The 6,000-nt window shown below is 36.5% G+C and carries 3 protein-coding genes and 3 pseudogenes (1 of these 6 cut by a window edge); all 6 read right to left on the reverse strand.

Going from position 1 to position 6,000, the window contains the following annotated elements; translation table 11 throughout:
* Positions 1-176 precede the first annotated feature (176 nt).
* Positions 177-1,064 (reverse strand): TIGR04325 family methyltransferase, encoded by an 888-nt coding sequence (locus tag FHG67_RS13685; protein ID WP_004503555.1) that lies wholly within the window; start codon positions 1,062-1,064, stop codon positions 177-179.
* 646 nt (positions 1,065-1,710) lie between these two features.
* Positions 1,711-2,619, reverse strand: coding sequence for a glycosyltransferase family A protein (locus FHG67_RS13690; RefSeq protein ID WP_004498344.1), 909 nt, complete (start codon positions 2,617-2,619; stop codon positions 1,711-1,713).
* 3 nt (positions 2,620-2,622) lie between these two features.
* Positions 2,623-3,966 (reverse strand): flippase, encoded by a 1,344-nt coding sequence (locus FHG67_RS13695; protein WP_002633465.1) that lies wholly within the window; start codon positions 3,964-3,966, stop codon positions 2,623-2,625.
* Between the two features lie 219 nt (positions 3,967-4,185).
* Positions 4,186-4,392: pseudogene (locus tag FHG67_RS22700) on the reverse strand (integrase core domain-containing protein).
* Positions 4,393-4,668: 276 nt separating this feature from the next.
* Positions 4,669-4,890 (reverse strand): annotated as a pseudogene (locus FHG67_RS13710) (transposase); the annotation flags it as partial.
* 246 nt (positions 4,891-5,136) lie between these two features.
* Positions 5,137-6,000: pseudogene (locus tag FHG67_RS13715) on the reverse strand (transposase) (its annotated part continues 157 nt past the right edge of the window); the annotation flags it as partial.

The following is a 6,000-nucleotide window of genomic DNA, read 5'->3' on the forward strand; positions in this document are numbered from 1 at the left end:
GATAGATAGAAAATTTTTGAAATATATTCTATTCGAGCACAAACGTTACCGATTAATCTCTTTAAATTTTGAGTCCATTCCAAAATCGTAAAAGAAATTAGCCACTATCCTTGGGCAAATCGCAACAAAATACAGCAATATAGAGTCCGCATACCTTAAGATTTTAAGATAGACTTCTATAAAGATTTTCTGAATTCAAAAATCATTCCCATTTCCCGGGTCGATATTCCTTCCAAGATATCCGTGACTTGCAAATAACTATTAAAATCTGCAATTAAATCATATTTAACTTGAAACAAAGAAACGAATTCTTCCGAATTAAAAAACCAAGCGGGGTAAGAAACATCGTAAATTTCAGGAGAAACACGTTGCACGGACACGATAGAATTCGGCAAGTCTATAAAATAGGTCCTATCTATTATAATATAAGGAAAATTGTAATTGATTATTTTTTTGATTAATGCAAAAGGATCTTTCACATATGGAAGGGAGCTGGATGCTAAAAATACATTAATTTTTCGATCTTTATCGTTAATACAGGATTCGATGGAATCATAAAAACTTAGGATATCGTCTTCGAAGTGTTTTTTACCAACTTGAACAAAATTAGATTGTTCTACTATATTCCAAGATAATCTTTGTATTCCTTGTAAAAAGTTTCTATTCTGATAATAACTACTTCCTAAGGATCCTCCAAAATCTAAAACATCCAACCCTGAATTGGACTTAGTCGCCGAATAAAGCAAACCAGCAAGCAACGGCCAAGAATATTGAATTTTGTTGAATAATACAGAATCTCTTTCGTAAACTGCTTCTCCTTGTTTCACTTTCAACAGTGATTGTTTGCACTTTTCGATAATCTGCCCTGAATCGTAAGATCCACACAATGCCGCTGCCTCATCCCAAGTTTTATACAGTCCGTTGAAACCGTTGCGAAGAATTCCACCTCGTATTTTGAATTTAACTCGTTTATAAAATTTTCTCTTTCCGAAAGTTAACAAATCCCAAATAATAGGAGGTAAAAGTTTATATGCTATTTTCTTTATATGACTTCGCAAACCCATTTCCTCATCTTCAACAATAATTCACATTCGAACTTCAAACTTTAATATTTGTTAAACTCAATTGAAGAAACCTCCAAAAGATCAAACAAATTTTAACTAAGTGAGATATGATAAACATGTTCAGAGTCTAAACGACAGTTTTGCCTCAGATTTACGACAATCCCATTCCGTAGAACCATGATAAAAGGATTAACGTAAGGCTCATTTTATTTGGTTCTAATTTCAGAACTTGTCCACAAATCTTGATGGAAATATCATCGTGAATTTTTCACAAAACGAAGTTCCCACAGAAATCGTCCCTTTGACATTCATTTGCTTTCAAATAGACTTTATCGTTGAAACACTCCCGTAGGAGTTCCTACATTTTTGTAAAACCCGGGCGTGTCTCACGCCTATTGCGCTCGGCGGATTTTGGAAGTGAAAAAATTCGATTAGAACAGCCCCGTAAGAATCTTCGTTTCGAGCTTTTTACGACCTAAGGCCTAAGTTTTTTTGAACTTTTGGTGTGATAGTTCACTCAGTTTACTACATATATATTAATTTTATAGAATATACAAAACAGATTCATAACAAAAGACAATCAATAATAAGAATTTTTAAAAAACGTCTTAAATCTTAGACAAATCAGGATTTTAATATCCGATCTTCAGCCAAATCGTTTTATAAAACGCATCGCCCGATCGAAAATCCTGTCTTTAAGACTCGCTCGATTAAGTTTACGAAAATAGTCTCGATACAAATTCCTTACTTTAACGTCCTCTTCGATTTTAATTTTTTCGATTCGGATCGGCGACAAACTCAAATCAACGTCATATTCATTCGTTACATCGCAATGTGTCCCGGAAGCATCCAACCCGATGTTAAATACTAGAGATCTTGCGGGATACAACGTTAATTTATTTTGTAAAAAGGTGGATGCATACCATCGGATCGCCCAGGAATCGTTCTTGCCCGCAATCTGATCCTTTAACATTATAGTATAAGGATACGATCCTTGCATATCAAATTCATATATTAGATTTTCCGAAATTAATTTATTTAAAAGTTTTCGCCCGTCGGCTTCGAATAAATCCCATCCTCTTTTCCAAGTCGCCCATCCCCAACAATCGGCCCCCCTTAAAAAATACGTCTCGGGCGTTTCTGCTACGAACGGCAGGCGATAAGCGTGTATCGAAACCACGCGATCTACATTTTTATAATATTCCAATCCATGATTTAAATAAGTTAAAAAATATTTCGAAGTAACCATATCGTCTTCTAAAACGATAACTTCTCCATACTTTTCTACGAGTTCAGTCACTCCTGATATAATGGATTTGGATAATCCGGCATTTGTTTCCTTTTCATAGACGAAGACTTTTTTGAAACCTGCGACTTTTTTGACAATTGACCTGACTTCTTTGATCTTATCCATATTCGAATTGGACTTAGGCCCATCACAAAATACGAATAGCTCCGACTGATCTGCATTGTCATTTCTTGATAAAGAATCAATGGTTCTTTTTGTATGTTCCGGTCTATTATAAACAAACAGTGCGATCGGGGCTAATTTCATCGCTCAACCATCCTTAAGTAACCGATTTCTAAGATGATTGAGGCGACTGAGCGTTTTCCAAAAGAAAACTGATTTTAATTGGATAAAAAATATTTCGCGAGTACGTTTGAATAGAAGATTAAATAAAGTGCTAGCTACAAATTGGGAAATTACGGTAGCGATGGCGGCTCCCTTAATTCCGTAGAGTGGAATCAAAAAATAATTTAGAATTATATTCGTCAAACAGCCAGATATACTTTTATACAATTCACCTTTTGGTAAATTTTCCGTTAAATAATATCGACTGCTTGCTACTCCTAAAAAAACAAAAATTCCAGCCCAAATATGAATCGCCAATATGGTTCCTGCTTCCAAAAATTTCTCTCCGAAAAATAGACGTATAATCGGATCCGATAAAAATGTCATCGGGATTGCTATCATCAAGGCCAGTAAAAACATAAACGAATGCAAAAGACCTAATCTTTCCAAATATAACTTTTGACTGAATTCTTTTGCTTTTAATATTGCGGGAAATATCGATGACGCGACCGTCATAGGAATAAAATACCAAACTTCGCTAATTTTAACCGCCGCGGTATATACTCCGACCGCTTCGTCTCCCATCATTTGACCAATCATAATCTGATCGATCCGCATATATACGATTACGGCAAGTCCGGATAGCAATAACATCCAACTGTCTCTCAATAATGCGCGCGCTCTTCTCCAATTCGCATGGAGTACAGATAAGGATCCATTATGATATTTATATAATAAAGAATAACCGAATAAGCTAATAAATGATTCAATTAGTCCGACCCAAATGAACGCAAATATTCCCAAATCGTTCAAAATCAACAAAATCCTTATTCCGGAAAATACGACAAACAACCCGTTGTCAAGCCACACAAAATATTTGGACAGCACTTGCGCTTCGTACCAATACTTTACGACACCGACGGCCCGAAAAATTAAAGTTAGTCCGATAAGAAATACCATCCAAAATAGATCCGACTCATCGGGTCTAAGAAGGGGTATGAATAAAATTGCTCCCGCAAATGCAATTATTCCAGCGATAAGTTGTAGTAAAAACGAGGTTGAAATGATCTCTTCTTTATGGGCTTTTTCCTTAATGAGCTCCCTTACAACAACCCCATCGAGTCCTAAATTTGTAAAACTGCCGATCAACGCGATATATGCGATTACATAATTTAACTTTCCATAACTATCAGGTCCTAGATAACGGGCGATCCAAACTCCCAAGAACATTCCCATGCCCATTCTGAAAATTTTATCGAAAAACAGCCAACCACTGTTGTGTAGAATTTTTTCCAGATTGGGATAATGGGAGTAAAGCTTTTGTAACATTACTTCTCAATACTTAGAGCACGTCTCAAAGCCTACTTGTACTGGGGAATGGTAAGACAATACTTAAGGAAATGGACAAATATTATTCAGAAATGCCGAATGGGATGCCCTATGGAACAAAATAGAACCTTTACTCCCAAAGAATAGACGAAATCCGAAAGAAAACCGCAATCGTGTTCCTGCAAGAGTTATAAAATCCTAAAATCAGGTTTATAAAAATTAGGCTACTTGATAAATAAAATTAGGAGTTAAGAAACCTAAATGTTGATGAACCCGAACATTGTTGTAAAGAAAAACGGCTTGCTTGAGAGCGATTTGAGCTTCTTTAAAACAATCAAAAGTATTATATAATCAGAATTCGAATTTAAGAGTTTTGTTGATTCTTTCAGCGACAGAGTTTTCATAACAGTGATTCTCTTCGGTCATGCTGATTCTGTGGCCTGCGTTGATTAGAATATCGGTGTAATCTCTCGAACAAAATTGAATACCTCGATCGAAACGATGGATAATCTTTTTGCCCTTTGGTATTTGTGCAAGGGCATATTCAAAGCATGGATACAACCTTCCGTTTCAAGAGAGTGATGAAGCTTGAAACCTACAATCTTTCTTGAATATAAATCCATTATCAAAGAAGAGATATGCAAATCCGTCTTTAATTTTGATGTAAATAGTCGTCCCTGAAAAAGTGAGCCCATAAATTTACTAGTTGTGAAAAAATGAAATTTGATAAATGTGCGCGCGAAAAAATGTAAATCGATCCAGAAACAAAAAGAAAGCTCGAAATAGCTTTCTGAAATTACACCCGGCAGCGGCTAAAACAGCATTGATCCGGTCTCCTTCTTTGCCTTTGAGAAAATTCCGGATCATATTGTGATCGTGCTTGAGATGAGAAATGATCGGTTCAATGGCGGATCTTCTATCCATCCACATCCTTTGCCAGCGACTCATTTTCTTTCTACTTTTATTGGAAAGGTGAACTTGAACATCCTCAGGATGATGATCTTTACCTTTGCAACCCGTCGAGCGCCAATAGAAGCGAGACGTTTGAATTTCAAGAATAGTTGAGTTTATACAAAGAAAGATCCTTCGAAAAACGTTTGGATTTGTCAAAAAAAGGACTTTTATGGGAACCCTACTTAAATTCAGGCTGAGTCTTCGAAATTTTAAAACGTCCACATAGATTTCTTTCGGTCGAAAGCCGGTTATCTTTTCCATCTGGTCGATGGCGCTCTTCAAAGTATGACCGTCATACGGATTACCGTGCAAGGCTTGAATTCCTACAATCCAATTGGACTTACTCGTGGTCACTAAACTACCTTACAACCGAACTCATATTTCTTATAAGATTTTCCTTTAGAAATAATTCCACTTCCGGGGCGTGAATGCTGTAGATTTTATTTTTGCTATTTTTACTTTGTGTTAAGATTCGTTCGGAGATTTCTAAAAGGGATTTAAGTCGTTGATTCGGATTTTCTACTTTTCGCTCTATATCCCGTTTTACGCAGCCAAAATACGTTTTTAAGCGTTTCGTCTCTTTATGCGCACCTTTGCCTTGTTTTGCATGAAAGTAGCGGCCTTGTTTGATTAACGCTAATTTACTCTTTCGTTTACAGCGTATCCCAAAACTTAATTGCACTTTACAGAAAAATCAAGCTGCAAGGTTCCGTCCGGGGGACAGACGGGTTCTTATAACTTTGCCTTAATTTGATATTCTCTTTTGATGCTTCTTTCACTAACGCTTGTCGCATTTTATGATACAGTCTCGCATCCGTTGGAAATGCGACCGCTTTCTCCTGGACCGTCGTGTCCACATTCACCCTTGTGAATTCTTGATCTTTAATTTGGCCTTCTCGCTGTCCTAACAAGATTGTCTCTTCTAATAATTTCCCTAAGCCATCACTACCGATTCTCTTTCTCCACTTCACTAAACTCGTCGGGCACAAGGATGATCATGTGCGAAATATTCATTCCCGCACAAATATTGCCAATACGGATTCTCTAAATACCCTTCTACTATTCTTTCATCAGATACGT

This window comes from Leptospira weilii, from assembly GCF_006874765.1.
Taxonomy (GTDB): Bacteria; Spirochaetota; Leptospiria; order Leptospirales; family Leptospiraceae; genus Leptospira; species Leptospira weilii.

Coding starts and splice junctions, on each gene's coding strand:
- FHG67_RS13695 (WP_002633465.1), bottom strand. CDS start 3,966: ATGTTACAAAAGCTTTACTCCCATTATCCCAATCTGGAAAAAATTCTA.
- FHG67_RS13690 (WP_004498344.1), bottom strand. CDS start 2,619: ATGAAATTAGCCCCGATCGCACTGTTTGTTTATAATAGACCGGAACAT.
- FHG67_RS13685 (WP_004503555.1), bottom strand. CDS start 1,064: ATGGGTTTGCGAAGTCATATAAAGAAAATAGCATATAAACTTTTACCT.